Origin of the sequence: Streptomyces sp. NPDC002680 (assembly GCF_042889145.1) — a bacterium.
GTDB classification, from domain to species: domain Bacteria; phylum Actinomycetota; class Actinomycetes; order Streptomycetales; family Streptomycetaceae; genus Streptomyces; species Streptomyces adonidis.
In genome coordinates, this window is the sequence record NZ_JBIAQP010000022.1 from 24,659 (window position 1) to 50,390 (window position 25,732).

Below are 25,732 nucleotides of genomic sequence, written 5' to 3' on the forward strand. Positions count from 1 at the left end.
CGAGCAGTTACGAACGCCCCATCACGAACCGAGAGGACATCTCAGGTGGAGTTAGGCACTAGACGAAAAGGCGCGATCGTCGCGGCGGCGGGGCTGGCCACCACCGCCCTGCTGCTGACCGCCCTCCCCGGCGAGGTCGCCCAGGGAGCCCCGGTCGATACATCGGCCACCGGGAGTTCCCAGTCCGGTCCGCTGAAGACGGTCACGCTGATCACTGGTGACCGGGTCACGGTGGACGGTGCCGGGAAGGTCACCGGTGTGGTGCGGGCGGAGGGCCGGGAGCGGGTGCCGTTCTCCGTCCAAGTGGTCGACGGACACACCAGGGTCGTGCCCGGTGACGCCGAACTGCTGCTGGCGCAGGGCGGGTTGGACGCCCGGCTGTTCGACGTGACCCAGCTGGTCGCCGACGGGTACGACGACGCGGGCCGTACCGACGTACCGCTGATCGTCACGTTCAAGGGCAAGAAGGCGCCCTCGATGACCCCGTTCACCGGGGCCGGGGCGAGGATGGGCCGGGCGCTGCCCGTCGTCAACGGCAAGGCGATGCGGTCCGTCAAGAAGCGCGGCACCGACTTCTGGGACACCGTGACCGATACCGGCGCCGACGCGTTCACCGCCTCGACCGCCGTGGAGAAGGTGTGGCTGGACGGGCGGCGCAAGGCCAGTCTCGACAAGAGCGTCCCGCAGATCGGCGCGCCGACCGCCTGGGCCGCCGGGTACGACGGCACCGGCGTCAAGGTCGCCGTGCTGGACACCGGGATCGACACGACCCACCCCGATCTCGCGAGCCAGGTCGTCGCCGAGCAGGACTTCACCGGTTCCGAGTCCGGTACGGCCGACAGGTTCGGGCACGGTACGCACGTGGCGTCCATCACGGCCGGTACGGGCGCCAAGTCCGGCGGGAAGTACAAGGGTGTCGCCCCCGGCGCGAAGCTCCTGAACGGCAAGATCCTCGACGACGGCGGCTGGGGCTCGGACTCCGGGATCATCGCGGGCATGGAGTGGGCGGTGGCGCAGGGCGCCGACATCGCCAACCTCAGCCTCGGCAGCACGGACTCCCCCGGCATCGACCCGTTGGAGGAGACGGTCAACCGGCTCTCCGCCGAGTCCGACACGCTCTTCGTCATCGCGGCCGGCAACGAGGGTCTTGAGGGCGATTTCGGCGAAGGGACCGTCGGTTCGCCGGGCAGCGCGGACGCCGCGCTCACCGTCGGCGCCGTCGACAAGGCCGACCAGCTCGGCGACTTCTCCAGCCGTGGTCCGAGGGTCGGTGACGGCGGGGTCAAACCCGATCTGACCGCGCCCGGTGCCGCCATCACGGCCGCCGCGGCCTCGGGCAGCCTGCTGGAGCGCTCGAAGCCGTCCCCGGCACCCGGTTACCTCACCATCGGCGGCACCTCCATGGCGACCCCGCATGTCGCGGGCGCCGCCGCGATCCTCGCCCAGCAGCACCCCGACTGGACCGGCGAGCGCATCAAGGCCGTCCTCACCGCTTCCGCCGAGCCGGGCACGTACAGCTCCTTCCAGCAGGGCACCGGCCGTACGGATCTGGCGCGGGCGCTGGAGCAGAAGGTCGTCACCGAGCAGCAGCCGATCAACTTCGGCGCGCAGCAGTGGCCGCACGGCGACGACACCCCGACGACCAAGCAGCTCACCTACGAGAATCTCGGTACGGAGCCGGTCACCCTCGATCTGTCGGTCGACGCCTTCTCGGTGGACGGCAAGCCCGCCGCCGAGGGCATGTTCTCCGTGTCCCCGCAGCGGATCACCGTCCCGGCGGGCGGCGAGGCCAGTGTCGACGTGACCGCGGACACCCGTTCCGGCAGCGCCGACGGCACGTTCGGCGGCTCGGTGTCGGCCGTCTCGGCCGATGACAAGGTCGCGGTGCGCACCGCCGTGGGGGTGCAGCGCGAGGTCGAGTCGTTCGACCTGACGTTGAGACACCTCGACGAGAACGGTGAGCCGACCAGCGACGCCGTCACCACCGTGCAGGGCCTCGACAGGGACTTCTACACCCGTTACACTGACGAGGACGACGGCGTGCTCACGGTACGGCTGCCCAAGGGCGACTACGGCCTCACCGGGGTGATCCACCCCGACTCCACGTCCTCCCCCCAGTCCGTGCTGATGCAGCCGAAGCTGACCCTGGACAAGAACACCACCGTCACCGTCGACGCCCGGCAGGCACGGCCGTTGGACATCACCGTGCCCGACGCGACGGCCAAGAACACCGAGGCCACCGTCGCGTACCGCTACGCACGGGCCGCGGGGATGCCCACGAACACGGACGGGTACTGGCTCCCGACCTTCGAGGGCATACGGTTCGGGCAACTCGGCCCCGAGGTGCCCGCCGAAGCCGCGTTCGCCCAGTACTCCGGTGACTGGACAAGCCAGGACGACGAGGGCAGGCCGGTCACCTACCACCTCTCCTGGGTCCGCCGCGGCGACCTGGGTGGCTTCGCCGCCAAGGTGGAGCAGGATCAGCTCGCCGAGGTCGACTTCCAGGCAGGCTCGCCCGGCACGGGCAAGGACGTCGACGTGACGGTGAACGCCCATATGCCCGACGGGGACTCCTTCGGCCGCTACGGCCTGCTGTCGGGGGACCTGCCGCTGCGCACGACCGACTACTTCCTCGACAACGGCGTCAAATGGTCCTTCGACGTGCAACAGCGCAGCGACGAGGGCGAGTTCGAGTACCTGCTCAACGGGACGCCCAGGACCTGGCAGGCCGGACAGAACCACACCGAGCGGTTCAACGTCGGCGTCTTCGGCCCGGCCCTGGGCGACTCCGCGGGTTCCGTGGGCTCCGTGGTGACGGGGAAGCCCGGTATCGAACGGTCCGGGAATGTCATCACGGCCTATCTGCCGCTGTTCGGCGACGGCGCCGGGCACCACGACAGCGGCAGTGGATCCACCTCGGCGGAGAGCTCGCTCCAGGTCGACGGCGAGGAGATCACCCACAGCTCCTCCCCGGCCAACAGCATCACCGAATTCACCGTTCCCGAACAGACGGGCACGTACAGGCTGACCCTGGACAACTCCCGTGATCCGGGACTCTCGCCGGTCAGCACCCGTGTCAGGACGGAGTGGACCTTCCGCTCCGCCAAGACCCCCGAGGACGAGCCGACCGCACTGCCGGTGTCGGTGATCCGCTTCTCCCCCGAACTGACGCTGTCCAGCACGGCGAAGGCGGGCGAGCGGTTCGAGGTGCCCTTCAGCATCGAGGGCGCGGCGGCCGGCCGCCAGCCCGCGAAGCTCGCCTTCGAGGTCTCCTACGACGAAGGCGCCACCTGGCAGTCCGCCGATGCCGTCGACGGCAACCGTCTGTCGCTGGAGCACCCGGCCGAGCCCGGCTCCGTCTCCCTGCGGGCCGAGCTGACCGACGACTCGGGCAACACCCTGGTCCAGACGATCGAGCGCGCCTACCTCACCGTCCGGTGATCTGACGCGGGACCTCTCAAAAGATCTCGGTAACCGGTCTCGCCCGGGGCGGTGTTCGACCACCGCCCCGGGCGAGTTCACGTCATGCGTGCCCTGGTCACCCGGTCGTGGTCAGCCACTCGCCTTCGCGAGCTTCAGCGCGTAATCGGCCCACCACTGACCGGCCTTGGGGCCGCCCTTGCACTCCCCGTCGGACTCCCCGGGCCGCTTGACCCACAGATAGGCGTCCACCAACGGGTCCGCCGTCTTCACGGTCGGGGTCTCGCCCAGCGAACGTCCGGGCGGATTGCACCAGTTCTCGTCCGGCTCGCCCCCGGTGTACGGCCCGTTCCCGTTGCGGGACGTGTCCACCACGAAGTGCTTGCCGTTCACCTTCGCCGACAACTCCTTGCCGTACGCGATGGATTCGGCGGTCGAGTAGAAGTTGGACACGTTCACCGAGAAGCCGTCCGCCTTCTCGATCCCCGCCCACTTCAGCGGCTCGAAGATCTGGTCGGGGTGTCCCCATCCCGCGTTCCCCGCGTCCAGATACACCTTCGTGTTCTTCAGCGCGGACAGGGTGTCGATGGCCCCGCTGAGCAGGTCGTACCGCTCCTCGTGGAACTCGTCCTGGGTGCAGCCGTCCACGAGGTGGAGGACCGCGTCCGGTTCGAGGATCACCGTGGCCGCGCGGTCGCCGATGCCCTTGGCGACGCCGTCGATCCAGGCGCGGTAGGTGTCGCCGTCGGCGGCGCCTCCGCTGGAGTACTGGCCGCAGTCGCGGTGCGGGATGTTGTAGAGGACGAGGAGTGCGGAGCGGTCCGCCTTCTGCGCGGCCTCCGTGAAGCCTCTGGCCTCCGCTTCCGGGTTCTCCGGGCTTATCCACTCTCCGGTCGGCTGCTCGGCGATCTTCCGGATCTGCTCGGCGTCCGTGGTCTTGTCCTGCTTGACGTACGTGGCGACCTGTTCCGCCGCGTTGCCGTCCGGGTTCACCCAGAACGGGTTGGTGCCCTTGGGCTGTTGGGTGATCAGTGCTTCCGGTTTCTTGGCCGGGTCGTCGCCGTCCCCGTTGTCCGAGGACGAGGAACAACCGGTGAGCAGCAGTGCCGCCCCCAGCACCGCCATGGACGCCCTCCCCCAGGACGCCCCCTTACTGCCGAACATCGAACTCCCCCTCGGGTGCACTGTCCTGGTCCCCCCTGGATGCAGTGGCGTAAGCCTCAATCCTGACATACGCGGCCGGGGCCCACGAGTTCACCAGTACCTTGTCGGCTACCTGTTACACCCTGTTCGGTCGGGGTCGGAGCACGACCGCCGAAGGCCGGAACACCGACCTGGGAACCGGGCATAGAACTATCTACGACCTGCGTGGATAACACAGAGCCACGGACCGGGACTTGGCGTCATTCTCCCTCTAGGCCTGGGCGCACATCCGTTCTACAGTCGTCTCAGACGGCCCCAGCCCCCGGCCAGTGCTTCACCGTCCGCAATTGAGGGGCGGCACCGAACCTCCCGCGCCGGTCGCCGGGTTACTCCCGCAACCCGTGCGCGCGCGGTCGAGGACCAGCCCGGTCGACGGCTCTGGGGGGAGCGGGTCGTCGACCGGGCAGGGCGGGGTCAGACGGCTGCGCCCGTGAGATACGCCGACACGATCACGTTCGACGTGTAGGTGCGGGTGGCGTGGTCGAACGTACCGCCGCAGGTGATGAGCCGGAGTTCCGCGCGGCCCGACTGCCGGGTTCCGTACGCCTGTCGGGCGTCGAAGGTGTCGCGGTGCAGGACCCGTACGTCGTCGACGGTGAACTCGGCGACCTTGCCGTCGGCGCGGGTGACCCGGATCGTCGCGCCCGGGCGCAGGGTGCTGACCTTGTAGAAGACGGCGGGCCTGGTCTCGGTGTCGACGTGTCCGACGAGGAGGGCGGTACCGGCGGCCCCGGGCCGGGTGCCGGAGCCGTACCAGCCCACGACGCCCGCCTGGTCGAAGGGCGGCGGGTCGACCGCGCCGCGCCGGTCGAGGCCTCGGGCCACCACCGGGGCCTGTACGCCCAGTTGGGGTATGTCGACGCGCTGCGGCAGGGCGCCGCTCAACGGCTGGTGCGCGGGCGGGAGTTCGGCGTCCGGGGGGCGGCCGACGGCGGCGATGTCACCGGTGGTCGGCGCGGCTGTGCCATGGCGTACGTCGGTCACCTCGCGGCCCCACAGCCACAGCCCGAGGAGCAGCAGGGCCCAGGCGACGCCGGTGGTCAGGCGCCCGGTGCCGGAGGACCGTTCACGGTCGTCGGACATGGCGGTTCAGTCCGTCCCACGGCCCCGGCGGACACCGCGCACCGCCACGACGACCGCCGCCACACCGGCGAGGACCAGTCCGACGACGGCCTGCCGGGTACCGGGACCCTCACCCCGAGCATCGGCGGCCAGCTCGTCGGCCGCACCGCCGCCACCGGCGGGCACGGGGGCGACGGGCGAGGCGGGAGCGGGAACGGGAACGGAGGCAGCCGCGGAGGGCTTCGGGGACGCCTCAGCCGTGTGGGACGACTTCTCGGTGACGGCGATCACGCCCTTCACCTTGCCGTTCTGCCCGTCGCAGCCGACGGTGACGTTGTACGTGCCCGGAACCAGCGAGGAGCGGATACGGGACCCTCCGACGAGCGCCCCGCCCTGCCCCTCCCCCGCGAGCAGCACATCGGCGACGAACGCCTCGGACTTCGCGGTCCCCGTCTTCCCCGTACAGCCGCGCACGACCAGCCGTACGTCGCTGCCGGGGGCCGGGGACGCCGGGGTCACCGTGACGCCCCCGTCGGCGGCGTACGCCAGGGTGGCAGGGGTGAGCGCGGCGGCGACCGCGGCACCGGCACAGAGAGTGATCCGCATGGAACCCATCGTGAACCTCCAGACACCTGGAGACTCCTCCTCCGGACGCCGGTTCGCATCTCCGGAGCGGGTACGGCTGCTCCGTACGGGTGCCGAAGGGTTTGGACGGCCGTACCGGTCGGCTCAAATCCGGTCGACGAGGTCCGCGATGGAGTCGACGATCTCGGACGGGCGGTACGGGAAGTTCTCGACCTGGTCGGGTCCGGTCAGGCCGGTGAGGACCAGGAAGGTCCGCATCCCGGCCTCGATGCCGGCCAGGACGTCGGTGTCCATACGGTCGCCGATCATCGCGCTGGTCTCCGAGTGGGCGCCGATCGCGTTCAGCCCGGTGCGCATCATCAGGGGGTTCGGCTTGCCCGCGAAGTACGGCTTCTTGCCGGTCGCCTTGGTGATCAGCGCGGCGACGGCACCGGTCGCGGGCAGCGGGCCCTCGGCGGAGGGGCCGGTCTCGTCCGGGTTGGTGGCGATGAAACGGGCGCCGCCCTCGATCAGGCGTACGGCCTTGGTCATGGCCTCGAAGGAGTACGTACGGGTCTCGCCGAGGACGACGTAGTCGGGCTCGTGGTCGGTGAGGATGTACCCGATGTCGTGCAGGGCGGTGGTCAGGCCGGCCTCGCCGATGACGTAGGCCGTCCCGCCGGGGCGCTGGTCGTCGAGGAACTTGGCGGTGGCGAGCGCCGAGGTCCAGATGTTGTCGACGGGCACGTCCAGGCCCATGCGGCGCAGGCGGGCGTGCAGGTCGCGCGGGGTGTAGATCGAGTTGTTGGTGAGCACCAGGAAGGGCTTGCCCGACTCGCGCAGCTTCTTGACGAAGGCGTCGGCGCCGGGGATCGGCACGCCCTCGTGGATGAGCACACCGTCCATGTCGGTGAGCCACGAGTCGATGGGCTTGCGGTCTGCCATGTCCGGTCTCCTGCTCCTGCACTGCGTTTGCGCTGCCGTACACGCGTACGAGAATGCCGCGTGGGCCCAGCCTGTCACAGCCCGGATCTTGGGGGAATGGCCGGTTTACGTCCGCCCCGCACCGCGGACCCGGGCGAGCAGCAGGACTCCGCCGCCGGTCAGCAGGAGCGCGAGCGCGACGCCCGCGAGGCGGATACCGGCGGCGCGGCGCCCGGTGCCGGCCAGCTCACCGTCGTACGGCGAGGCGGACTGTACGCCGGGTTCTGTCTCCGCCTCCGCCGGTCCGGGGGCGACGACGACCCTGAACCGGTAGTCGTCGGACTGCCCGACCCAGTCGCCGTCGTCGGCGTGCCGCTGGACGACGGCGGCGTTGGCGACGACGTCGTTGGCGACCGCGTCGGCACGGATCGCGAGGCGCACCTTGACGGAGAGGGTGCGCCCGGGCCCGACGGTGAACCCGGGGAACCCGTCCCCATCGAAGACCCCGATGGTCTCGTCGGCGTCGGTGGCCTCGAACCGTACGGGGTAGGGGCGGGCGCGCTCCCCGTCGTAGAACTCCAGCCGCGCCTGACCCGCGGTCAGGACACGGCGCTCGTCGACGAGTACGAGAACGGGGTGGATGTCCGTGCAGGGGTGAGCGGTGTTGTTGGTGAGGTCGAGCCGCCAGGTCCGCGGCTCACCACCGGCTTGGTAGGCGGCGGGCCCGCCGTGAATGCGGGTGGTGAGGGGAAAGGCCCGGTCGGTGGCCGCGGCGGCACCACAGGTGGCCGCGTGGGCGGGGCCGGGCAGGCCCCCGGGGGCGGAGAGGAGCGCGGTGACGATCACACAGATACACAGTCGCATGAACACATGACCATGCCGGTGCAACAGGGACGGCAGACGACACCGCTCCGAACGACCACACGAATGCGCCTGATCGGCGCAGGGGCCTTGAGTGTCCGGCTGCGGCCGGGTGGGGGCTGGTCGCGCAGTTCCCCGCGCCCCTAAAGGGGCGCCCCAGCCGCCCGAAGTTCACAGGCACCCCCCGCCAGCCCACCCGCGGACACACGCACCGCCAGTCGCTGCACCACACAAACCCGACAGGCCCCACCGGGCCCGTCTTCTAACGGTGCGGGGAACTCCACGATCACCCCACCGGCCGCCTTTCAGGGGCGCGCGGAACTCCACGATCGCCCCCACCGGCCCGCCTTCAGGGCCGCGGGGAACTCCACGACCACCCCCACCGGCCGCTTTTAGGGGCGCGGGGAACTGCGCGACCAGCCCCCACCGGGCCCGCAGCCAACCAACAACCCCCGACTCGACCCGCCCGCCTTTCGGCGCACGGCACCTACACGACAAACCCCCACCGGCCCGTCTTCCAGTGGCGCGCAGAACTCCACGATCACCCCCACCGGCCGCCTTTAGGGGCGCGGGGAACTGCGCGACCAGCCCCCACCGGGCCGCAGACAACCAACAACCCCCTACTCCGCCCGCCCGAACACCGGCGCAAGGAGCAACTGGGCCGCCCCCACCGCAACCCCCCGCACCCCACCAGAAGCAACCCCTACAGGCACCGCCACATCCACCCCCTCCCGCCGAGCCCGCTCGGCGACAACCGCCGCAACCCCCCGCACAAACCGTTCCGGATCAGCGGCGACCGTACGCCCGCCCAGCAACACCCGGTCGATATCAAGCAGCCCCACCAGATTCGCGGCGCCGGCGCCCAACACACGCGCCGCCTCGTCCAGCTCCCCCCGAGCCACCGCCCCCAGACACAGCGCCTCGATGCACCCCCGGTCCCCGCACCCGCACAGCGGCCCGTCCAGCTGGATGACCTGGTGGCCGAACTCCCCCGCCCCCGTCCGCGCCCCCCGGTGCAACGCCCCGCCGATCACCAGCCCCGCCCCGAGCCCCGTACCGAGGTGCAGGTACACGAAGGACCCACCCTCGCCCCCTACCGCCAGCCCGAGCGCCGCCGCGTTCGTGTCCTTGTCCACGGCCACCGGCACCCCCAGACGCCGCGCCAACTCGTCGCGCAACGGGAATCCGTCCCACTCGGGGAACCCGGTCACCCGGTGCAGCACACCCCGCGCGTGATCCAGCGGGCCCGGGAGCGCGACACCGACCCCCAGGACATCCTCCGGCCCACCGCCGAGCAGTGCCTCCACCTCCCCGGCCACCCCCTCCACCACCACGTCCGCCCCCGCCCCCAGGTCCAGCGGAGCCAACCGCTCCCCCACCACCGCCCCCGTGAGATCGACCAGCAGCGTCCGCACCTCGTCCCGGTCCAGGTGGACACCGACCGCGTGCCCCGCCTCCGGCACCAGGCGCAACACCGTGCGCGGCTTGCCACCCGTCGACGCGCGGTGCCCCGCTTCCGCGGCCAGGCCCTCCGTGCGCAGCCGGGCGGTGATCTTGCTGACCGCCTGGGGGGTGAGACCGGTCCGCTCGGCCAGTTCGAGGCGGCTGATGCCGTCCGGGCCCGCCGTCCGGAGCAGATCGAGCACCAGCGCGGTGTTGTGACTGCGCAGAGCGAGCAGATTCGCCCCGGGAGCCGTGGCGATGCCGGTGGTGCCGGTGGTGCCGGTGGTGGTCGTAGCGGCGCTCGTCCTGTTCACGTGAACCATTTTCCCCGCTGCTTGCACTTTGGCAACAGCGTTGCCAAAGTGGACACCATGACTGGCACCCCCGGCCCGAGTGGCACCCCCCTCCGCATCGGCCTCGTCGGCTACGGCCTCGCGGGCTCCGTCTTCCACGCCCCGCTGATCGCCGCCACCGAGGGCCTCGTCCTCGACACGGTCGTCACCGCGAACCCCGAGCGGCAGGCCCAGGCCCGCGCCCGTTTCCCGGACGTACGGATCGCCGCGACGCCCGACGACCTGTTCGCCCGCGCCGACGAGCTGGACCTGGTCGTCATCGCCTCCCCGAACAAGACGCACGTACCGCTGGCGACCACCGCCCTCAAGGCGGGCCTCCCGGTCGTGGTCGACAAGCCGGTCGCGGGCACGGCCGCCGAGGCGCGTGACCTGGCCGCCCTCGCCGACCAGCAGGGACTGCTCCTCTCCGTCTTCCAGAACCGCCGCTGGGATCACGACTTCCGGACGCTCCGCAAGCTGATCGCCGAGGGCGAGCTGGGTGACGTATGGCGGTTCGAGTCGCGGTTCGAGCGGTGGCGGCCCCAGACCAAGGGCGGCTGGCGCGAGTCCGGCGATCCGGCGGAGATCGGCGGGCTCCTGTACGACCTCGGCAGCCATGTCGTCGACCAGGCCCTCGTCCTCTTCGGCCCCGTCGCCTCCGTGTACGCCGAGACGGACATCCGCCGCCAGGGCGCCGAGACCGACGACGACACGTTCATCGCGCTCACCCATACCAGTGGCGTCCGCAGTCATCTGTATGTGTCTGCCACCACCGCCCAACTCGGTCCTCGCTTCCGGGTGTTGGGCTCCCGCGCCGGGTACGTGAAGTACGGCCTCGACCCGCAGGAGGACGCCCTGAAGGCGGGCGGGGGGCCTGGTGACGCCGGTTGGGGGCTCGAACCCGAGAACATGTGGGGGCGCGTCGGATCCGGTGAGTCCCCGCTGACCGGTGGCGGGCGGCCTGAGCCGACACTGCCCGGCTCGTACGAGAAGTACTACTCGGCGATCGCCGCCGCCCTGCGCGACGGTGGCCCCAACCCGGTGACCGCCCTGGAGGCGGCTGCCGCGCTCGACGTACTGGAAGCGGCACGGCGTTCCGCGAACGAGAAGGTGACGGTGACCCTGCGATGACCAGCCACAGCCACAGCCAGAAGACCGGCGGACACAAGGCGGGCGGCCAGCCTTCCCTCGGACCGCGCATCGCGCCCGAACTCACCCCCAGCATCGAGGAACTCGAAGCGCAGGAACGGCACTTGGTGTTCCGGCAGTTCGGCCACGAGGACGCGTGGACGCTGGGTTCGCTGCTGGTGGAGCTGGCGCGGGAGCGGCAGGCGCCGGTGGCGATCGACATCCACCGGGCCGGTCAGCAGCTCTTCCACGCCGCCCTCCCCGGCTCGACCCCCGACAACGACGCCTGGATCGACCGCAAGCGCCGGGTGGTGGAGCGCTACGGCGCCTCCTCCTATCTGGTGGGCGCCCGGTTCCGCGCCAAGGGCACGACGTTCGAGGACGACTCCCGCCTCGACCCGGACGTCTACGCGGCCCATGGCGGCTCCTTCCCGATCACCGTCGAGGGCGTGGGTGTCATCGGGTCGGTGACGGTGTCGGGGCTGCCCCAACTCCAGGACCACCGGATGGTGGTGGAGGCACTGGAGACCTTCCTCAAGGTCTAGCCACCATGCAGCGGGGCCCGTGCGTCGGGAATTATCCCGAGGGAGCCTCCGGTTGGGACTGCACATGACGTCATTGAAGGAAACCCTCGGGCGGTACGGCATCTGGAACTTCGGGCTGCGTTCGGAGGACCCCGAGGGGCTCACCGAGCGCGCCGAGGCCACCGCCGAACTGGAGGAACTGGGCTTCGGCGCCCTCTGGTTGGGCGGCAGCCCGGGCGTACGGCACGCGGTTCCGCTCGTCGAGGCGACCTCGCGGCTCGTCGTGGCGACCGGCATCCAGAGCATCTGGCAGTACGGAGCCACCGAAACGGCGTCCGAGGCCGCGGAGTTGGAGACGGCCCACCCTGGCCGCTTTCTGCTCGGCCTCGGAGTGAGCCACGCCCCGCTGACGGAGCGGTACGGTCGCCCGTACGCCACGATGGTCGAGTACCTGGACGCCCTGGACGCGGCCGGACACCCCGCCGAACGCCGGGTACTGGCCGCACTCGGCCCGAAGATGCTGAAGCTCTCCCGGGACCGCGCGGCCGGCTCGCACCCGTACCTCGTGACCCCCGAACACACCGCCCAGGCCCGCGAGGCGCTGGGCGAACTCCCGCTGCTGGCACCGGAGTTGAAGGTGGTCCTGGACACAGACCCGGACCGGGCGCGCGCGACCGCCCGCGACTACCTCTCCATGTACCTGGGGCTGCCCAACTACACCAACAATTTCCTGCGCATCGGCTTCACGGAGAGCGACTTCACGGACGGCGGCAGCGACCGCCTGATCGACGCGGTGTACGCCTGGGGCGACGACGACCGGATCCGCGGCCGGATCGACGCCTTCCTCACCGCGGGCGCGGACCACGTCACCCTCCAGGTCGTCGAGGACCGGCCCCGGGACGCCCTCCCCCGCGACGGCTGGCGCCGTCTGGCCGACCTCCTGAAGTAACCGGGAGAGACGTGAGCGAGACGTAAGGGACTGAAGGGGATCTGCCCAACCCTGAAGCGGTGGCGTTTCCTCCGGATGTATCCGGTCGTTGGTCTGCACGTGTCATCGGGCGAGAGCCAGGAGCCCGGTGACACGCATGCGAACGGAGAAGTCCCGTGCGAATCACCGATATCCAGCGTTGCGAGATCCGGCCCGGACGGCTCGTGACCTGGACCCTGCATCCGACGACCGTCGAAACCGTGGCCGGGCTGCCCGAGGATGCCCGGCCACCCGCGTACGTACAGGAGGCCCACGTCCGGACCGCGCGGTCGGTGCGCGAGGACGGCCTGTTCGTGCCGACCTGGCTCGGCACGGCCTTCGACATCCCCGGGCGGGTCGATCTCGACGTCCTCCAGGGCGCGTTGCGGGCCTGGACGCTGCGCCACGAGACCCTGCGCAGCGGCTTCCGCTGGACCGACCCGGCCCCGTGCAGCCCCCTAGGTGACGAACTGCGGCGCTTCACCCTCTCCCCCGAGGCCGTCGTCCTGCACCGCGAGGACGTCGGCGACTTCCAGGACGGGGCGGCGCTGCCGCGCTATCTGCAGGACCGGTTCGACATCGCGGCGGACGCGCTGGCCTGGCCGAACTTCATCTACAGCGCGGTGGTCAGGGACGACAGCACCAGCATCTACATGGCGTTCGACCATACCAACGTCGACTCGTACTCGGTCTTCCGCATCCCGCACGAGATCCACCAGCTCTACACGGCCGGCCTCGCCGGCAGGGCGGTGGACTCGACGCCGGTCGCCAGTTACGTCGACTTCTGCGCGACCGAACGTACGCACGCCGACGGGATCGACGAGACGCACGCGATCGTCGCCGACTGGCGGAAGTTCATCGCCCGCTGCGACGGCAGGCTGCCCAACTTCCCCGTCGACCTCGGCCTCGACCCCGAAGGGCCGCTGCCCACACAGAAGTTGATGCGGGACTGGCTCACGGACGACGCGGACGCGGCGGCGTTCGAGGCGTACTGCCGTCCGTACGGCGGCAGCATGGTCGGCATCCTCGCGGCCACCGCGCTCATCGTGCGCGAGATCAGCGGCGTACAGGTCTACCGCACGGTCGTGCCCTTCCACACCCGGGCCAGGTCCGAGTGGTCGGACTCGGTGGGCTGGTACGTGGGCGGCGCGCCGATCGAGATCCCGGTGGGCCAGGTGTCGGACTTCGACGGCGCCCTGGACCTGGTCCGCACCGCGCTGCGGGCGAAACGGCCCCTGTCGAGGATGCCCATCGCCCGCGTACTGAAGCTCCTGGGCTCCGACTTCCGGCCCACCTCACCGGACCTGTACTCGATCGTCTCCTTCGTGGACACACGTGACGTCCCGGGCTCGGAGCACTGGCAGGACCTGAACGCGTACGGCCTGATCCGGGTGTCGTACGGCGACCAGGTCTGCGCCTGGACCACCCGCCTCCACGAGGGCCTCCAGTTCGCGGCCCGCTACCCGGACACGGACGTGGCACAGAAGAACATGCGGTTGTATGTCGACCGGCTGAGGGACCTGATCATCTCAACGGCGGCGCGGCAGGCATCCTTCAGGGGCGCGGGGAACTGCGCGACAAGCCCCCACCGGCCCGCAGCCGACGAACGACCCACAAGAACCCTCACGCGTCCTTGAATTCCTGCCGCTGCCGCCCAAGCCCCTCAATCTCCAACTCGACAACATCCCCCGCCCGCAGGAACGGCTTGGGCTCGGGCGCCCCCAACGCAACCCCCGCCGGCGTCCCCGTATTGATCACATCCCCCGGATACAAGGTCATGAACTGACTGACGTACCGCACGACTTCGGCAACGCCGAAAATCTGCTCCGCGGTCGTCCCGTCCTGCTTCAACTCCCCGTTCACCCACAACCGCAGAGCCAGCCCCTGCGGATCCCCCACCTCGTCCGAGGTGACAAGCCACGGCCCCAACGGGTTGAACGTCTCGCAGTTCTTCCCCTTGTCCCACGTCCCGCCCCGCTCCAGCTGGAACTCCCGCTCGGACACGTCGTGCGCGACCGCGTACCCGGCGACATGCGCGAGCGCCTCCTCGTGCGAGCCGAGGTAGCGGGCCGTACGTCCGATGACAACCGCCAGCTCGACCTCCCAGTCGGTCTTCGTCGAGGCGCGCGGCACGAGCACCGTGTCGTACGGCCCGACGACCGTGTCCGCCGCCTTGAAGAAGATCACCGGCTCGGCGGGCGGCTCGGCGCCGGTCTCGCGGGCGTGGTCGTGGTAGTTGAGCCCGATGCACACGACCTTGCCGATACGGGCCAGCGGCGGCCCGATCCGCAGCCCGGTGGCGTCCAGCGCGGGCAGCTCACCGGCGTCGGCGGCGGCCCGGATCCGGCCGAGCGCCGCGTCGTCGGCGAGCAGCGGTCCGTCGATGTCCGGGACGATCCCCGACAGGTCCCGCAGGGTTCCCTCGGCGTCGAGCAGCGCGGGCCGCTCCGACCCCGCCGTACCGACTCGCAGCAGCTTCATGGTCGCTCTCTCCCTCGGTCACCAGTCATCGGAGGACTGGTCGATCCTCCAAGGTCAGCGTGCCGTCCGCAATACCCGGTTCACGTACTGGACTGCGCACCGGCCCGCGGCGCGAGCTGCCAGCGGTACAGCACCGCCCGCTCGACGGCGCTCCACGTCGTACTGGTCACCATGTACAGCGCGGCGGCCAGTGGCATCACGGCCACGGAGAAGAGCGTGAAGAAGGACATGAACGGCATGAACTTGGTGGCGGAGGCGAGCCCGGGCACCGCCTCACCGCCACTGGCGTCCACCGACACCGGGTTGACGGCCATCACGCGCTTCATCCGCCGGTAGTTGAAGGTGGCCACGGCCGCGACGAGGACGAACAGTCCGACGTAGACGAGCCCGGCGGCCCCGAGGATCCCGTCACCGCCGAGCGCGTCGGCCCACCGGTCGCCGAGGGGCGCGGCGAAGAGCCGGTGGGTGAGGAGTCCGTTGGCCTCGCCGCCGATCTCCGGGTTGGAGAAGAGGTGGTAGAGCAGGAAGAACGCGGGCAGCTGGAACAGGCTCGGGAAGCATCCCGACAGCGGCGAGACCTTCTCCTCGGCGTGCAGCGCCATGACGGCCTGCTGGAGCTTCTTGGGGTCCTTCGCGTGCCGCTTCCGCAGCTCGGCGACCTTCGGCTGCAACGCGGCGCGCGCCTTCTGTCCGCGCGCCGCCGCACGGGACAGGGGGTGCACGAGGAGTCGTACGAACGCGGTGAACAGGACGATCGCGGCGGCGGCCGAGGAGGCGTGGAAGAGGGGCTGGAGCAGGTCGGCGAGATGGCCGACCAGACTGGCGAAAGCGGACAGGAACGCGGACATGGTGAGGTGAGCCCTCCGGGGGTCTCGTCGTGCCGGGCAACAGGAGATGGCGGCATGACGACCCGCGTGGGGTCACCGGTGGTCGGTGTCGGTGGTGTGCCCTACGCGGTGGTCGCCGGGAGGGCGGATCCAGGGGCGCGGGGGCGGGTGCGGCCGCGGGCGTCGGGATCGCGCTGCGGCAGGAAGGCCGTACGGCGGGCACGGTCACGGATGGCCGTACGGACCCGGGTGGGCGGCGCCGCGGGCGCGCTGCGCGCGACGATGAGCGAGCAGGCGGCGAACGCGGACCCGGCAGCGGCGGTCGCCGCGAGGGCGACGGCGGCGGAGAGGCTGCCGGCGTCGAGCAGCGCGACCTCGACGAGCAGGAGCAGCAGCACGGCGACGGGACGCGGGTTCACATGCGCCCGGGTCCGGATCATCGGCGGCTCCTCCTCTCGTACACCCAGATCTGTCTGTCGGCTGTCTTCTGTCGGTTATACAGGATCCGCTTCGATCGGCTGAAGGAGCCGCCTGGGCTTGAGCAGGGCCCGGCTGACCGGATCCGTGGGGTTCTGGTCGAGTCCGGGTCCGGGGGTCATCTCGACGTCCTCGACGGGTACGACGAGCGCGCAGGCGGGGCATTCGCCGTACGGGCCGAGTTCGGTGCCGCAGGCCGCGTGCCGGAAGTAGCGCAGCTGGGTCTGCGTCAGGTGCACCCGGCCCCACACGGAGAGGGTGCGCAGGGTCGGCCAGAGAGCGATGCCGCGTTCGGTCAGGACGTACTCGTCGCGGGGCGGCGACTCCTGGTAGCGGCGCTTCTCCAGGATGCCCTCCGCGGTGAGCATCTGGAGGCGGGCGGCCAGGACGGCTCGTGGAATGCCGAGGTGGACGAGGAAGTCGTTGTAGCGCCGTACGCCGTAGAGCGCGTCGCGGATGACGAGGAGTGTCCAGCGTTCCCCGACGACCTCCAGCGCCCGGGCGGCCGAGCACTCCTGTGTCGCGTAGTCCTTGCCCAGTGCCATGGGGACCACTGTAACCACTTTTCGGATTCTTGGTTCAGTGAATGAACCTACGATGCTACGGTTCGAGGCATGCCAAGGTTCAATGAACGAACTGTCACCGTCGCGTCCCCGACGGAAGCCCCCGTGGAAGGGTCGGTGGAGTCTCCCGTGCGCCCCCGGGCCACCCTCGCGCTCACCAGCGCGGCCACCGCCGTCGCCCTGATGACATACACCGCGCCGATGGTCACGCTGCCCGAGACCGCCGCCGCCCTCCACACCCCGCTCTCCGCCCAGGCCTGGCTGCTCAACGGCACCCCGCTGGGGCTCGCCGCACTGCTCCTGGTCGCCGGCAGCCTCGCCGACGACTACGGCCGCCGCCGGATCTTCCTCACCGGCGCGTTCGCCCTCGGTGTCACCACCGCCCTCGGCGCCCTCGCCTCCTCGACCTGGCTGTTCACGCTGGCCCGGATCGCCCAGGGCGGGGCGAGCGCGGCGATCCTCGCGAGCAGCCTCGGTCTGCTGGTGCACGCGTTCCCGACCCCGCGCGGCCGGCTGCACGCCACGGGTGTGTGGGGCGCGTTCGTGGCCGGGGGCATCGCGCTGGGCCCGCTGGTCGCGGGGTCACTGCCGTCCTGGCGCATGGGGTACGGCGTCCTGGGCGCCGCCGCGCTGATCGTCGGGGCCTTCGCCTCGCGGGCCCTGTCGGAGTCCCGGGCCCCGCGCGGCGGCCGGCCCGATCTGGCCGGAGCGGTGACCTTCGGCGCCGCCCTGGTCGCGCTGGTGGCCGCGCTCACGCTGGGCCGGGACGGCTGGCTGCGGCCGCAGGTGGCCGCACTGCTCGCGGCGGCCGTGCTGCTGGTCGGCGCCTTCGTGGCCGTCGAACGCCGGTCCGCTCACCCCATGATCGACCTCGGCCTGCTGCGCCGGCCGCGCTTCCTCGCCTCCTCCGCCGGGGGCCTGTTCGCGGGGCTCGCGGTGATCGGCCTGTTCAGCTTCCTGCCGGCGCTGCTCCAGCAGACGCTCGGCCTGTCCGCGATGGAGACGGCGTGGCTGTTCCTGCTCTGGTCCGGCCTGTCGTTCGCGGTGGCGCTCCAGGCACGGCGGCTCGCGGGCCGGGTCCCCACGCGGGCGCAGCTGTCGATCGGGTTCGGCCTGCACGCGGCCGGGGCCCTGACGATGCTGGGCGCGCTGGACGCCGGCTCGTGGGTACGGCTGCTGCCGGGTCTGGTGATCGGCGGTGTGGGCAACGGGCTGCTCAACGCGGCGCTGCCCCTGCTGGCCGTGGAGTCCGTACCGGCGGCGCGGGCGGCGATGGGGTCGGGCGCGCAGCAGACGTTCCGGTACGTCGGCTCGTGCGCCGGGGTCGCGCTGACCATCGCCCTGGCCACGTCGGCGGGCGGGCTCGCGCACGGGGCGGACGTGGCGATGGGGGTGTCGGCGGGGCTGGCGCTGGTGGGTGCGGTGAGCGTGGTGGCGTTCCGGGAGCGGGGCGCCACGGCGTGACCTGCCCGAACTGCCCTTGGGCCCACGTCACTTGGGCCGCATGCGGGTGAGCTTGCCCCAGACGACCAGGCGGTACCGGGAGGTGTACTCCGGGGTGCAGGTGGTGAGGGTGAGGTAGTAGCCGGGGGCGCGGTAGCCGTTCGCCGGGTTCACGAGGGAGTGCGGGATCTTCTGGATCACCCCGTCGTCCCGGGCGGACGTCTGCGGGATCTTGCGATCGACGGTGTACGAGTACACCGCGTCGGCCGTCTCGACCTGGACGGCGTCGCCGTGCCGCAGGCGGTTGATGTACCGGAAGGGTTCGCCGTGGGTGTTGCGGTGCCCGGCGAGGGCGAAGTTCCCTGCCTGGCCCGGCTGTTGGGTGCCGGGGTAGTGGCCGACGTACCCCTTGTTGAGGACGCGCGACTTGCTGACGCCTTCGGCGACGGGGACGCGGAGGCCGAGGCGGGGGATGCGGAGGATGGCGTACGCCTGGGACCAACTGGGAGTGGAAGAGCGGGAGTTGCTGGCACGGGTGGTGCCGCTGTCCTGACGGGCGGTACCGGAGGACCCTGAAGAACCGGGCGGATTGGAGGAGTTGGTGGAGTCTGCCGAAGGGGAGCCGCTCTCCGGGCTGCCGGGGTCCGCCCACTCCCGCTCCAGTGCCCGTACCTCCCGCTGGGCTCCCTGCTCGGCCTGGTGGTTGGTCCACCACAGCTGGTGGACGACGAGAAGCGCGAGGACGGTACCGAGGGTGACGAGGAGTTCGCCGCAGGTCCACATCACGCGGCGACGAGCCCGAGCCCACATGCGTACGACTCCTTCGCGACGATGGGGACGCCGGCCCGCACGATAGGGCAGACCCCGCCAAGTCACCAGGCCCGCGCGCACCCGCACCCGGACGCTGTCCGTCCGCTCCCTGTGAGCCCCCTTTGTCCAGTGGTTTTAGAAAGGGGTGTCACAACTCTCGACAACCTCGCCTACCACACCTGATGCTTCCTGATGGCATGAACGGGACAGGTCAGTTTCCGGACGGAGAAGCCATGATCCGACGCAGATCCCTGCTGGCCGCGGCAGGGGGCACGGTCCTCGGCAGTGCCCTGGCCACGGGCACCGCGCGAGCCGACGCCACCATCTCGGTCACCCCCGGTACGACGTACGGGACTTGGGAGGGCTGGGGCACCTCGCTCGCCTGGTGGGCGAATGTGTTCGGCGCCCGGGACGACTTCGCGGACCTCTTCTTCACCACCAAGTCGGTGACGTACAACGGGACTTCGCTGCCCGGTCTGGGGCTGAACATCGCCCGCTACAACCTCGGCGCGTGCAGCTGGAACTCGGTGAACGGCGAGAGCATGGTGGCGTCGGCCAACATCCCCTCGTACAAGCAGATCGAGGGCTACTGGCAGGACTGGAACAACGAGGACCCGACGTCCTCGGCCTGGGACTGGACGGCGGACGCGACCCAGCGCGCGGCGCTGACGAAGGCGGTGGCGCGCGGGGCGACGACCGAGCTGTTCGCCAACTCGCCCATGTGGTGGATGTGTTCGAACCACAACCCGTCGGGCGCCTCGGGCGGCGGCAACAACCTCCAGACCTGGAACTACCGCCAGCACGCCTCGCACCTGGCGGCCGTGGCGCTCTACGCGAAGAACAACTGGGGCGTGAACTTCGCGACCGTGGACCCGTTCAACGAGCCCTCGGCGAGCTGGTGGACGGCCACCGGTACGCAGGAGGGCTGCCACATGGACGCGTCGGTGCAGGCGGCCGTACTCCCGTACATGCGAAGCGAGTTGAACGCCCGGGGCCTGACGGGCGTGAAGATCTCGGCCTCGGACGAGACGAACTACGACACGGCCCGCTCGACCTGGGCCGCCTTCGGATCGTCGACGAAGGCCCTGGTGAACCAGGTGAACGTACACGGCTACCAGGGGTCCGGTGGCCGCCGCGACCTCCTCTACTCGGACGTGGTGACGACGTCCGGCAAGAAGCTGTGGAACTCGGAGACGGGCGACGGCGACGCGACCGGTCTGACCCTGGCGTCGAACCTCTGCTACGACTTCCGCTGGCTGCACCCCACGGCATGGGTCTACTGGCAGGTCATGGACCCGACGGCGGGCTGGGCGATGATCGCGTACAACCCGAGCACGCTCCAGCCGACCACGGTCCAGACGAAGCACTATGTGATGGCCCAGTTCAGCCGGCACATCCGCCCCGGCATGACGATCCTCGACACGGGCGTCAGCTACGCGGTGGCGGCGTACGACGCGAGCGCGAAGCGCCTGGTGATAGTGGCCGTGAACACCTCCACCTCGGCCCAGACCTTCACCTTCAACCTCTCCAACTTCACGACGGTGACGGGCGGTTCGGGCGGCCTGGTCCCGCGCTGGAACACGGTGACGGGAGGCGGAGGCGACCTCTACACGGCCCGCTCGGACAGGTATCTGAGCGGTAAGACGGTGGCGGTGCCGTTCGCGGCGGGGGCGGTGCAGACGTTGCAGGTGGACGGGGTGACGATCTGAGGGCCGGCGCGTAGGAGCGAGCGCCGAGTCACTGCTGAGGGAAGGTGCCGTTCCCGGCGCCTTCCCTCACGGTGACCGCTCCTCGGCTGCCCCTCTTCTTTGTCGGTCGTCGGCAGTACGGTGATCTCATGCGCCCCGACACGCCTGCGGAAAACGTCGACCACATCGCCGAAGCGGCCCGCCTGGAGCGGACCGCCGGTCTCTATCCCGAGGACGCCGAACACCTGCTCCTGCAGGCCTCGGCCCACTTGGAACTGGCCGGCGACCGCCCTGCCGCGACGGCTTTGTACGACCGCCTGCTGCAATCCCCCGCCACCCTCGACACCCCTCACCTGATCCGGGCCCTGAAGGCCTCGAACCTGTGGGAGTACGGCCACGAGGCGGAGGCCCGGGCGATCATCGACGGCGTCCGCGCCGAGGCCCCGCGCGACCCGGCGCCCTGGGTGATCGTCGCGGAGTCCCTGGAATCGCACGACGAGCTGGAGGCGGCCCAGGAGACGTTCACGGAAGCGGCCCGACTGCTGGTCTCGGACGCGCAGGAACCCCCGTACTCGACGCACCCGTTGCTGTACGGCCGCCACCGCGTACGCCGGATGCTGGGCGTGCCCCACGACGAGTGGGACACCCTGGCGGACACGCTGCACTCCTCGTCGGTGTCGCTGGACGAGCTGCACGACCCGAAGCGGGTCTGGTCCCTCGGCTCGGACAACCCGGCGGAGCTGGAGGCGGAGATCTCGCGGCTGCGGGCGGAACTGGGCGCGTTCAGGGAGGCGCTGTCCCGCCCCTTCCCGGTGGCGGTACTGCACTGGCCGGCGGACGAACTGGCGGAGCTGGTGGAGGCGTACCCGGCCCTGGCGGAGGAGTACCCCTCGCACGAGGAACACCTCGCGACGATAGAGGCCTCGCTGAGGGAGCTCGCGGCTTCCGGCACGGCGAACCTGGGGATCGTGACAGGGACGGTGCCTTCCTACGAGGCGTTCGCGGCCTCGGAGGGGGCGTCTCCGGGGGAGGCGGAGCTGCTGCCGCAGTACGCGACGACGCTGGCGGCGCGGGGAAAGGCTGTGGGGTGGCCTCCTCAGCGGGGGGCTGTTTGTTGGTGTGGGTCGGGGGCGGCTTATGAGGGGTGTCACGGGCGGCTGTAGGTCGGTCTGATGGGGTGCTTCCCTCCCCCGCAGGGAAGCACCCCACCTTCCCCTCTATGTCCAGGTTGGATCGGCTATGGGGAAAATGTCCGACTGCTTGTCGACTACATAGATCGCCGTCGGGTCGAAGTGGTACCTGGTGGTGAAGGTGGTCCAGTCCGCGATCCGGCGCCAACGGTTCGCCCTACCGAGGTCGTCCCAGGTCGCGTCCCAGATGTAGACGGCGTCGCTGCCCCTCAACTGGCGGAAGTGGCCGTTGGTCAACTCGTACGCGGGCTTGTTGCAGGCCGACCGGTCGAGGGTGACGATGTCGTCCCAGGTCCCCCACAGGTCGAAATAGACGGTCTGGTTGGGGATGTAGTACAGGAACTCCGACGGACCGACCAGGAAGACCCTGTCGCCAGTGGTGGGCGTCTTGAACCGCGTCCCCGGGTCCGGGCAGTCGACCGCGGCTTCGGGAGCCGCTGTCGAGACGCCGGCGGTAGTGAGCGACAGGCCCGCTGCGAGGGCCAGGGCGAGACAGATACGGCGTAGTCGTTTCACGGGTGGTGTTCCCCTTCCAGTCCGGTGACGCGAACGACGGCGACGCTGGCAGGGGCCTTCCGCGCCCGGCAAGGGATCGCGGCCCGGTGGGACGCTGGGACACCGGGACGCGGGGTGACCTCGCGTTTCCGCCGGTCCGGCGGGACATCGGTGGGACGGCGTACTGGCGGCTCGGGGAAGGGAGTTGGCCTGGCGCCTGGCTCAGCCGGACGGCGTGACCGGGGACCGCATGCCGAGCCACTGCTCGGCGTCCCAGGCCTCGAACCGCTCCACCTCGGTGAACCCCAGCTTCGCCGCGAGCCGCATCGAGCCGACGTTGGCGGTCTGGGTGGTGAGCACTACCGGCTCACCGGGAAGCACGTCGGCGAGCCAGCCGAGTGCCGCCGCACACGCCTCGGCGGCGTACCCGAATCCCCACGCCGACGGCAGGAACAGATAGCCGAGATCGGCCTTCCCGGCGGCTGCCGGGCGACGGTGCTCCGTCGCTCGCCTGAGCAGGATCTGGCCGATCATCGCTCCGTCGAGATCCACGACAAAGCTCCCGGGCCACCGCTCGGGCACCTCGGGCATCTCACGTTCGAGCTCGGCAGGCGACCGGGGGCCGCCGAGGTAGGTGTGCACCTCCGGCGAGGCCAACAGCTCGATGAACGCCGTACGGTCCCGGGCCTCGGACTCGCGGAGCACGAGCCGTTCGGTCTTGATCGGGGCAGGTGGCCAGGCGACGGTTCCGAGTCCAGTCATGGCGGACGAACCTATCGCACGCCTGTCGGGGCGTCGGCGGCTACGGCTGGTCAGGGACGTTCGACCTCATCGCGTCCGAGACGGACTTGACCCCGCCGTGCGCGGTGAGGCCGCCGTCCACGGGGATCTCCGTTCCGGTGATGAAGGAGGACGCGTCGGAGAGCAGGAAGACGACGAGGGGCGCGATGTCGTCGACGGTGCCGCTCCGCCCGAGCGGCGTCTCGCGGAACATCGCCTCCCGGAAGGCGGGGGTGGCGGCCGCGGTCATCTCGGTCTCGATGTAGCCCGGGTGCACGGTGTTGACGCGGATGCCTCGCGGCCCCAACTCGGTCGCCGCGATCTTCGACACCCCGCGCAGGGCCCACTTGCTCGCGGTGTACGCCACGGGGTAGTACGCGGTGAGCGAGGCGGACGACCCGACGTTCACGATGGACGAGCCGGGCGGCATCAACGGCGCGAGGTACTGGATGCCGAGCAGCGGCCCGACGGTGTTCACCGACTGGACGTACGCGAAGTCGTCCGGACGTACGTCGCCGAGGCGGTCGCGCTGAATGACGCCCGCGTTGTTGACGAGGCCGTGGATGTGGCCGTAGGTGTCCCGGAGTTCGGCGGCGAGGCCGGCCCAGTCGGCCTCGCTGGAGACGTCGAGCTTCCGGCAGTCGCCGGTTCCGGTGGCGGTGCCGTCCGGGCGTACGTCGGTCGCGACGACCGTGGCTCCGGCCTGGGCGAGGGCTTGGGCTTCGGCGGCGCCCTGGCCCCGGGCGGCGCCGGTTATGACGACGACCTTGCCGGTGAGGGGGTGGGGGGATCGGCCGTCGCTTTGTGGGGTGCTTGTCATGGCGGACAAGGTAGTTGCCGGAGGTAAAGGGGAGACCGCCCCGCGTGCTGGGGCTCATTTCCTGGTGAAGGTGCCGAGGCCGGTCGTGTCGAGGTTCTCGACCCGGACCTTGTCGGCGCGTCCGTCGGACCCGATGCCGAAGGTCACGCCGGACAGCCCGACGGCGTTCTCGCCCGTGGTGCGGTAGCTGAAGGTGTTGCCGTCGTAGTGCCGCAGGGTGAACCGCTGTTTCTTCGGCCCCAGTCGCATGACGAGGTCGTCGCCCTGGGCGCTCACGGTCATCGGACCGTAGAAGTCGTTGGCGTACGTTCCGGTGTAGACACCGTTCGCCTTGGCCGGTGCGGGCCGTGGCGGAGGCTTGGTGTAGTCGGTCTCGGAGCGGTCGCCCGCCGCCGCCTGTTGGATGAGCGGGCCGAGGAACGTCAGCCAGTCGACCGTGGGCCCGCCGGTCTGCGCGGTGTCGAGGAAGGTGTGGACGATCGCCTCGGGTACGCCGACGGGCGCGCCGTTGGTGAGGACGACGATGCCGAGGCTCTCCGAGGGCAGCAGGGTCACAGTGGTGGCCGCACCCAGCGCGAAGGCGCCGGAGTGGCCGAGCCTCAGCCTGCCCTGGTCGTCGTAGCCGACGTTCCAGCCGAGCCCGTAGAACCCGGTCCTGCCCGCCGGCGCGTGCGGCGGCTCGGAGACGATGTGCGGCAGGTGGGTCTCGTCCAGCGCGTCGCCGTCGACGACCCGCCGCCCGTCGAACTCGCCGTTGCCGAGTTGCAGGCGCAGCCACTTCGTCATGTCCCGGACGGTGGAGCTGGCCCCGCCCGCCGGGCTCTGGGCGTCGGCGTCCCGTACGAACTCGGCCTGCCAGGTGTCACCCTGCTTCACATGGGTGACGGCCTTGTTCCGGGCCTTCTCGTAGTCGGCGAAGGAGGAGCTGGTGGAGTCCATGCCCAGCGGCCGGTACAGCTTGTCGGCGGACAGGTTCTCCCAGCTGGTGCCCGCCGCCCGCGCGACGGCGACCGCGGCTTCGGTCGGCCCGAAGTTGGTGTACGCGTAACTGGCACGGAATGGCGTCAGGGGTTCGTAACGCAGCCGCTTCAGGATGTACGAGCGGTCGTAGCCGAGGTCCTCCAAGAGGTCCCCGGAGTGGTCGGGCAGCCCGCTGCGGTGCGAGAACAGGTCGGCGAGCGTGACGTGGCGGGTGACCCAGGGGTCCTTGAGGGCGAAGCCGGGACTGTGCTCGACGACCGGGTCGTCCCAGCCGACGGTCTTGTCACCCACGGCCGCGGCGACCACCGTCGAGGCGACCGGCTTGGAGACCGAGGCGAGCTGGAAGACGGTGTCGGGCCCGACCTTGCCCTCCGCGCCGGCCTTCCGTTCGCCGAAGCCCTTCAGATACAGCACCTCGTCGTCATGGACGACGCCGACGGCGACCCCCGGCACACCGGTCCTGCGCATGGCGTCCTGTACGACTCCGTCGAGCCGGTCCACGGCGGCGTCGACCTTGGCCCGCATGAGTCGTGGCGGCGGCTGGGCCGGCGGGACGGTGGGCAGCGGCGACGTCGTGGCGGCCGCCTCATGGATGGCGGCGGAGGAGGTGTCGGCGGGGCCCGTGCAGCCGCCGCCGGCCAGGGCCGCGATCAGGCCCAGGCCCGCAGCGGAGCGAAGGCGCCGGACGTGCGCCCGGTCGAGGCGGGACATGTTCTCCAGTGAAGGCCCCGCCCCGACGCCTGTCGCAT

General features: G+C 70.7%; 23 protein-coding genes. 8 read left to right on the top strand and 15 right to left on the bottom strand.

The features are described from left to right. Positions 1-45: 45 nt before the first annotated feature. Entirely contained in the window at positions 46-3,441 is a 3,396-nt protein-coding gene (locus tag ACFYXF_RS42370) for a S8 family serine peptidase (protein ID WP_389357904.1), read from the top strand. A gap of 111 nt (positions 3,442-3,552) precedes the next feature. Here ACFYXF_RS42370 and ACFYXF_RS42375 read toward each other — a convergent pair whose 3' ends face one another. The 6 genes from ACFYXF_RS42375 to ACFYXF_RS42400 form a co-directional block, all read right to left on the bottom strand. After that, entirely contained in the window at positions 3,553-4,584 is a 1,032-nt protein-coding gene (locus ACFYXF_RS42375) for a glycoside hydrolase family 6 protein (protein ID WP_389357906.1), read from the bottom strand. A 453-nt stretch (positions 4,585-5,037) separates the two neighbouring features. Next, complete coding sequence (locus tag ACFYXF_RS42380; RefSeq protein WP_389357908.1) at positions 5,038-5,706, bottom strand: class F sortase; 669 nt, start codon at positions 5,704-5,706, stop codon at positions 5,038-5,040. Between the two features lie 6 nt (positions 5,707-5,712). Further along, positions 5,713-6,300, bottom strand: a complete 588-nt coding sequence (locus ACFYXF_RS42385) for a hypothetical protein (RefSeq protein ID WP_389357910.1) — start codon at positions 6,298-6,300, stop codon at positions 5,713-5,715. A 114-nt stretch (positions 6,301-6,414) separates the two neighbouring features. Continuing rightward, positions 6,415-7,194, bottom strand: a complete 780-nt coding sequence (locus ACFYXF_RS42390) for an HAD-IIA family hydrolase (RefSeq protein WP_389357912.1) — start codon at positions 7,192-7,194, stop codon at positions 6,415-6,417. A gap of 105 nt (positions 7,195-7,299) precedes the next feature. After that, the gene (locus ACFYXF_RS42395) at positions 7,300-8,037 is read right to left on the bottom strand and encodes a hypothetical protein (RefSeq protein ID WP_389357914.1); all 738 of its coding nucleotides are present in this window, start codon (positions 8,035-8,037) and stop codon (positions 7,300-7,302) included. 617 nt (positions 8,038-8,654) lie between these two features. Then, positions 8,655-9,800 carry an ROK family protein gene (locus tag ACFYXF_RS42400; protein ID WP_389357916.1) on the bottom strand — a complete coding sequence of 382 codons (1,146 nt, stop codon included), beginning with the start codon at positions 9,798-9,800 and terminating at the stop codon, positions 8,655-8,657. 48 nt (positions 9,801-9,848) lie between these two features. Here ACFYXF_RS42400 and ACFYXF_RS42405 point away from each other — a divergent pair, with 48 nt between their 5' ends. The 4 genes from ACFYXF_RS42405 (at position 9,849) to ACFYXF_RS42420 (ending at position 14,065) form a co-directional block, all read left to right on the top strand. Beyond that, complete coding sequence (locus ACFYXF_RS42405) at positions 9,849-10,940, top strand: Gfo/Idh/MocA family oxidoreductase (RefSeq protein ID WP_389357918.1); 1,092 nt, start codon at positions 9,849-9,851, stop codon at positions 10,938-10,940. Then, the gene (locus ACFYXF_RS42410; protein WP_389357920.1) at positions 10,937-11,482 is read left to right on the top strand and encodes a heme-degrading domain-containing protein; all 546 of its coding nucleotides are present in this window, start codon (positions 10,937-10,939) and stop codon (positions 11,480-11,482) included. Before ACFYXF_RS42405 ends, ACFYXF_RS42410 begins: the two co-directional genes overlap by 4 nt. A gap of 64 nt (positions 11,483-11,546) precedes the next feature. Beyond that, on the top strand, positions 11,547-12,410 hold the full coding sequence (locus ACFYXF_RS42415) for an LLM class F420-dependent oxidoreductase (RefSeq protein WP_389357922.1): 864 nt from the start codon (positions 11,547-11,549) through the stop codon (positions 12,408-12,410). Between the two features lie 155 nt (positions 12,411-12,565). After that, positions 12,566-14,065, top strand: coding sequence for a condensation domain-containing protein (locus tag ACFYXF_RS42420; protein ID WP_389357924.1), 1,500 nt, complete (start codon positions 12,566-12,568; stop codon positions 14,063-14,065). Here the strand turns inward: ACFYXF_RS42420 and ACFYXF_RS42425 are convergent. From ACFYXF_RS42425 to ACFYXF_RS42440, 4 genes are all read right to left on the bottom strand, one after another. Next, the gene (locus tag ACFYXF_RS42425) at positions 14,052-14,909 is read right to left on the bottom strand and encodes a fumarylacetoacetate hydrolase family protein (protein WP_389357926.1); all 858 of its coding nucleotides are present in this window, start codon (positions 14,907-14,909) and stop codon (positions 14,052-14,054) included. The genes ACFYXF_RS42420 and ACFYXF_RS42425 overlap by 14 nt on opposite strands. An 80-nt stretch (positions 14,910-14,989) precedes the next feature. Next, positions 14,990-15,745 carry a YidC/Oxa1 family membrane protein insertase gene (locus tag ACFYXF_RS42430; protein ID WP_389358276.1) on the bottom strand — a complete coding sequence of 252 codons (756 nt, stop codon included), beginning with the start codon at positions 15,743-15,745 and terminating at the stop codon, positions 14,990-14,992. A 113-nt stretch (positions 15,746-15,858) separates the two neighbouring features. After that, positions 15,859-16,176 (bottom strand): DUF6412 domain-containing protein, encoded by a 318-nt coding sequence (locus ACFYXF_RS42435; RefSeq protein WP_389357928.1) that lies wholly within the window; start codon positions 16,174-16,176, stop codon positions 15,859-15,861. 54 nt (positions 16,177-16,230) lie between these two features. After that, the gene (locus ACFYXF_RS42440) at positions 16,231-16,758 is read right to left on the bottom strand and encodes a winged helix-turn-helix transcriptional regulator (RefSeq protein WP_389357930.1); all 528 of its coding nucleotides are present in this window, start codon (positions 16,756-16,758) and stop codon (positions 16,231-16,233) included. Between the two features lie 69 nt (positions 16,759-16,827). Here ACFYXF_RS42440 and ACFYXF_RS42445 point away from each other — a divergent pair, with 69 nt between their 5' ends. Continuing rightward, positions 16,828-18,240, top strand: coding sequence for an MFS transporter (locus ACFYXF_RS42445; protein WP_389357932.1), 1,413 nt, complete (start codon positions 16,828-16,830; stop codon positions 18,238-18,240). A gap of 27 nt (positions 18,241-18,267) precedes the next feature. Here ACFYXF_RS42445 and ACFYXF_RS42450 read toward each other — a convergent pair whose 3' ends face one another. Next, positions 18,268-19,029 (bottom strand): class E sortase, encoded by a 762-nt coding sequence (locus ACFYXF_RS42450; RefSeq protein ID WP_389357934.1) that lies wholly within the window; start codon positions 19,027-19,029, stop codon positions 18,268-18,270. A 233-nt stretch (positions 19,030-19,262) separates the two neighbouring features. Between ACFYXF_RS42450 and ACFYXF_RS42455 the strand changes: the two genes are divergently transcribed. Together ACFYXF_RS42455 and ACFYXF_RS42460 are read left to right on the top strand one after the other, a co-directional pair. Next, entirely contained in the window at positions 19,263-20,738 is a 1,476-nt protein-coding gene (locus ACFYXF_RS42455) for a beta-1,6-galactanase (protein ID WP_389357936.1), read from the top strand. A gap of 128 nt (positions 20,739-20,866) precedes the next feature. After that, positions 20,867-21,880: a hypothetical protein gene (locus tag ACFYXF_RS42460; RefSeq protein WP_389357938.1), complete on the top strand. Its 1,014-nt coding sequence runs from the start codon at positions 20,867-20,869 to the stop codon at positions 21,878-21,880. A gap of 54 nt (positions 21,881-21,934) precedes the next feature. Here ACFYXF_RS42460 and ACFYXF_RS42465 read toward each other — a convergent pair whose 3' ends face one another. From ACFYXF_RS42465 to ACFYXF_RS42480, 4 genes are all read right to left on the bottom strand, one after another. Then, complete coding sequence (locus ACFYXF_RS42465; protein ID WP_389357940.1) at positions 21,935-22,423, bottom strand: hypothetical protein; 489 nt, start codon at positions 22,421-22,423, stop codon at positions 21,935-21,937. A 201-nt stretch (positions 22,424-22,624) separates the two neighbouring features. Further along, positions 22,625-23,164 carry a GNAT family N-acetyltransferase gene (locus ACFYXF_RS42470; protein ID WP_389357942.1) on the bottom strand — a complete coding sequence of 180 codons (540 nt, stop codon included), beginning with the start codon at positions 23,162-23,164 and terminating at the stop codon, positions 22,625-22,627. Between the two features lie 40 nt (positions 23,165-23,204). After that, on the bottom strand, positions 23,205-24,002 hold the full coding sequence (locus tag ACFYXF_RS42475) for an SDR family NAD(P)-dependent oxidoreductase (protein ID WP_389357944.1): 798 nt from the start codon (positions 24,000-24,002) through the stop codon (positions 23,205-23,207). A gap of 54 nt (positions 24,003-24,056) precedes the next feature. Beyond that, a complete protein-coding gene (locus tag ACFYXF_RS42480; protein WP_389357946.1) occupies positions 24,057-25,694 on the bottom strand; it encodes a serine hydrolase in 1,638 nt (545 codons plus the stop codon). Positions 25,695-25,732: the final 38 nt, after the last annotated feature.

Coding starts and splice junctions, on each gene's coding strand:
- ACFYXF_RS42375 (WP_389357906.1), bottom strand. CDS start 4,584: ATGTTCGGCAGTAAGGGGGCGTCCTGGGGGAGGGCGTCCATGGCGGTG.
- ACFYXF_RS42380 (WP_389357908.1), bottom strand. CDS start 5,706: ATGTCCGACGACCGTGAACGGTCCTCCGGCACCGGGCGCCTGACCACC.
- ACFYXF_RS42385 (WP_389357910.1), bottom strand. CDS start 6,300: ATGGGTTCCATGCGGATCACTCTCTGTGCCGGTGCCGCGGTCGCCGCC.
- ACFYXF_RS42390 (WP_389357912.1), bottom strand. CDS start 7,194: ATGGCAGACCGCAAGCCCATCGACTCGTGGCTCACCGACATGGACGGT.
- ACFYXF_RS42395 (WP_389357914.1), bottom strand. CDS start 8,037: ATGCGACTGTGTATCTGTGTGATCGTCACCGCGCTCCTCTCCGCCCCC.
- ACFYXF_RS42400 (WP_389357916.1), bottom strand. CDS start 9,800: ATGGTTCACGTGAACAGGACGAGCGCCGCTACGACCACCACCGGCACC.
- ACFYXF_RS42405 (WP_389357918.1), top strand. CDS start 9,849: ATGACTGGCACCCCCGGCCCGAGTGGCACCCCCCTCCGCATCGGCCTC.
- ACFYXF_RS42410 (WP_389357920.1), top strand. CDS start 10,937: ATGACCAGCCACAGCCACAGCCAGAAGACCGGCGGACACAAGGCGGGC.
- ACFYXF_RS42415 (WP_389357922.1), top strand. CDS start 11,547: ATGACGTCATTGAAGGAAACCCTCGGGCGGTACGGCATCTGGAACTTC.
- ACFYXF_RS42425 (WP_389357926.1), bottom strand. CDS start 14,909: ATGAAGCTGCTGCGAGTCGGTACGGCGGGGTCGGAGCGGCCCGCGCTG.
- ACFYXF_RS42435 (WP_389357928.1), bottom strand. CDS start 16,176: ATGATCCGGACCCGGGCGCATGTGAACCCGCGTCCCGTCGCCGTGCTG.
- ACFYXF_RS42440 (WP_389357930.1), bottom strand. CDS start 16,758: ATGGCACTGGGCAAGGACTACGCGACACAGGAGTGCTCGGCCGCCCGG.
- ACFYXF_RS42445 (WP_389357932.1), top strand. CDS start 16,828: ATGCCAAGGTTCAATGAACGAACTGTCACCGTCGCGTCCCCGACGGAA.
- ACFYXF_RS42450 (WP_389357934.1), bottom strand. CDS start 19,029: ATGTGGGCTCGGGCTCGTCGCCGCGTGATGTGGACCTGCGGCGAACTC.
- ACFYXF_RS42455 (WP_389357936.1), top strand. CDS start 19,263: ATGATCCGACGCAGATCCCTGCTGGCCGCGGCAGGGGGCACGGTCCTC.
- ACFYXF_RS42460 (WP_389357938.1), top strand. CDS start 20,867: ATGCGCCCCGACACGCCTGCGGAAAACGTCGACCACATCGCCGAAGCG.
- ACFYXF_RS42470 (WP_389357942.1), bottom strand. CDS start 23,164: ATGACTGGACTCGGAACCGTCGCCTGGCCACCTGCCCCGATCAAGACC.
- ACFYXF_RS42475 (WP_389357944.1), bottom strand. CDS start 24,002: ATGACAAGCACCCCACAAAGCGACGGCCGATCCCCCCACCCCCTCACC.
- ACFYXF_RS42480 (WP_389357946.1), bottom strand. CDS start 25,694: ATGTCCCGCCTCGACCGGGCGCACGTCCGGCGCCTTCGCTCCGCTGCG.